The organism is Nostocoides australiense Ben110 (assembly GCF_001050535.1).
GTDB lineage: Bacteria > Actinomycetota > Actinomycetes > Actinomycetales > Dermatophilaceae > Nostocoides_A > Nostocoides_A australiense.
This window is the reverse complement of the sequence record NZ_HG764815.1, coordinates 2,898,258-2,901,594: the sequence shown is the minus strand read 5'-3', so window position 1 is coordinate 2,901,594 and position 3,337 is coordinate 2,898,258. Positions and strand designations below refer to the sequence as shown.

2 protein-coding genes are annotated in these 3,337 nt (G+C 72.8%); both read left to right on the top strand.

Going from position 1 to position 3,337, the window contains the following annotated elements; translation table 11 throughout:
* The coding region (locus BN11_RS13945) for an RCC1 domain-containing protein (protein ID WP_048698607.1) at nucleotides 1-1,277 on the top strand (1,277 nt) is incomplete at its 5' end.
* 134 nt (nucleotides 1,278-1,411) lie between these two features.
* A partial coding sequence (locus tag BN11_RS23865) for a sensor histidine kinase (protein ID WP_201329266.1) occupies nucleotides 1,412-3,337 on the top strand: 1,926 nt, incomplete at its 3' end.

The following is a 3,337-nucleotide window of genomic DNA, read 5'->3' as shown; positions in this document are numbered from 1 at the left end:
CGCCTCCCGCACTGCCCGTCACGCCTCCCGCACTGCCCGTCACCCCGCCGCCCGTTCCGCGGCGCCGGTTCGCGCGGGCGGCGGTCGCCGCCGCCGGTGCGATCTCCCTGCTGGGGATCGGCTTCGCCGGAGGGTATGCCGCACGCGACCGGGCAGGCGCGCACGCCCAGCAGGTCTCGGCGGCAGTGGACCCGGGACGGATCTCCGGAACGCGCAGCGCCGTGGTCGAAGTCAGCCAGGGCGCCTCCCACCTGTGCGTTCGCACGGCGGGCGGGGCCATCGAGTGCATGGGCCGCAACAAGGTCGGTCAGCTCGGGGACGGGTTGCGCGTCGACTCCGCGGTTCCGGTGCCCGTCGGCGGTCTGCTCGCCGGTGCCAAACGGATCTCCGCCGGCGGCGATTTCGCCTGCGTCATCAACTTCGACGACCAGGCCAAATGCTGGGGCCACAACGCCTACGGGCAGGCGGGCAACGGCCAGGAGACGATGCTCCTCACCCCGACGCTGGTCGAGGATCTCCCCGACGTCAAGGAGATTGCCGTCGGCAACCTGCACGCCTGCGCCCTGACCCTGGCCGGCGACGCCTACTGCTGGGGCAACGGCGAGCACGGCCAGCTCGGCATCGGCAGGTTCCTGCGCAACGCCGCCCGGCCCGTGCTCGTCCAGGGCATCGAGGCCGAACTCGCCGGCATCACAGCCGGGCGTGATTTCACCTGCGCCTGGTCGACCCGCTCCGAGGTCTATTGCTGGGGCGCCGGTTCATACGGTCAGCTCGGCATCGGCACCCGCCAGGACGAGCCGACCCCTGTCCGGCTCGAGAAGGCCTACCCCTTGGGAGTGCGTGCCATGGCTGCGGGCTATGACCACGTCTGTGCCATCGCGCCGGGTGGCGGCGTCGACTGCTGGGGTCGTGGCGACAGCGGCCAGCTCGGGACCGGGTCGACCGAGGATGCCCTGACTCCCCGGCCGGTGGTGGGACTCGACGCCGCCGACGCCCTGGCCGCGAGCATCCGGCACACCTGCGCCGTGACACCGACCGGCGCGGTGGCGTGCTGGGGCGACGGCGCATCCGGGCAGCTCGGGCCGCAGAGCGACGGCTCGGCCAGGCCGGTCATCGTCCCCGGTGTCAGTGGCATCCGCAAGGTGAGCGCCGGCCAGCACTCGAGTTGTGGCATCAGCGCCGATGCGCTCTGGTGCTGGGGCGCGAGCCGCTACGGCGAGATCGGCGCAGGCAGCCGCGAGAACCTCGCCCAGCCGCACCGCGTCGCGATCAGCTGACAGGGCGCTGACCTGCGCTTTAGGGTGTCCGCTGCCCGACCGGACACCCCCGGACGCCGATCGGCCGCGCGGACGCCGAGGGCTTTGGCATTCTCCGAAGTGAGCTCCCCCCACCCCACCCCCGCCGTGACTCCATGTCATCTCCGCCTGCCTCCGCGTTCGCCACCCCGCCCGCCCCGCCGGCGCGGGGCGTTTCGGCGTGGGCACGGTTGCGCGCGTGGGTGACGGCCGAACCGGAGTATGCCGCGCAGCCGGACTTCACCCGCCAGCTCACCCGGGCCGGCGCTCTCGGGTTGCTGCTGGCGCTGCTCGTCTCGCTGACCCAGCTGCCGCGCTCGGCGCAGTACTTCCCGGGCCGGGTCATGGGCATCAGCCTGGCCGTCTTCGCCGTCGCCACGCTCGTCGCCGTCACCCAGGCCGTCCGCAACCCGGAGCGCCTCGGCGGCCTGCGCCTGGCCGGCGTCACGTCATACCTCCTCCTCGGCGTATACGCGGTGTGGGGCGACCCGCTGGCGCCGACCACGGCATACGCACCGGTGACGACCCCCCTGATGATCGGGGCCGCCGCCTTCACGGTCGGGTTCGGGCCACGTCGCGGCGCCGCGGCCTCGGTCCTCCTCGGGCTCGCCGTGGCCCACCAGCGCGCCCTGGCGGTCGGGGTGAGTCAGGGCGCGCTGGAAGCGGTCATGTTCACGGGCACCCAGATGGCGGGTGCCGTGCTCATCCAGGCGCTGCTCGACGAGAGCCGGGCGGTGATCGCCGGCTACCGGTCCCTGACCGAGATGACGATGCGCGAGAAGCTGGCCAACGCCGACCTCGCTGCCGGGTCCTATCTGGACAGCCTCGTCCACAACCACGTGCTGGCCACCTTGCTGACCGCCAGCGCGGCCAGTTCCCCGGCCGAGCACGACCAGGCCGCCGCCCAGGCCCGCCGCGCCCTCGCGCTGATGAACCGTCCCTCCCCGTTGCGACGACCCCAGGAATGGCGTGACCTGGTGCAGGAGCAGGCCGACCGGCTGGGTCTGACCCTGCACATCGCCGTCGCCGGGACACCCCGGGACCCGGCCAGCGCCCAGGCAATCCTCGATGCGACGACCGCGGCGCTGACCAATGTGGCCCGCCACTCCGGCCAGCGCGAGGTGCACGTGCAGGCGAGCTTCACGCCCCGGCGCAGCACGGTGACCGTGCGCGACGAGGGCGCGGGCTTCATCCCGGACCGGATTTCCTCGCGACGGCACGGAGTCCGCCACGGAATCGTCGCGCGCATCGAGGACCTTGGCGGCACGGTCGCGATCGACAGCCGGCCGGGCGCCGGCACAGTCATCCGCATGTCGCTGTCCAAGACGCCGTCGGTTCTGCCCGTCGTGGAGTTCCCTCCGGTGGTCCGCAACGTCCTCTTCTTCACGATCTGCCTGTTCGTCCAGGCCGCCTTTCTCGCCATCGGGTGGCGCTTCCGAGAGGCCTATCCCTGGTGGCTCATGCCTCTGGTCGTCCTCACGTTCGGCGTCGGCCTCACCGTGCTGTGGACGATCCCGGCGACCTCCCGCGCCTGGATCCCCGTGGCCGCCGCGGCCGTGGTCGTGCCCACTCTCGCGCTCGCCGTCACCGACGATGTCACGACCGGTGACTGGCGTCTGTGGTTCGTCGGATTCTTCGACCCCGTCTTCGCCACTGTGGCCTTCCGCTTCAGCGCCCGCGCCGCCACGCTCCTGGCGCTGGCCCAGTTCCCGCTCTACGTCGGCGTCATCCGGCTGACTGCCGGCAGCTGGGCGCCCGCCCAGGCCATCGAAGCCACCGTGCAGCTGGTGCTGTGGGCCGTGGTGGGAGGCCACCTCGCGTGGGCCTTCTCCTCCAGCACCGAACGGACCCTCGCGCTGGCCGCCGCGACCCAGCGGCGTGACGACGCGGCCCGCCTGGCGCAGGCGAACACCGAAGCCCTCGACGTCCGGCTCGCGGATCTGCGTACCCGCGCCAAAGGCCTGCTCGAACACATCGCCGCCGACGCCGGCGACGACGCCGGCCTGGCGGACCGGGCGCGCGTGGCCGAGGCCGGACTGCGC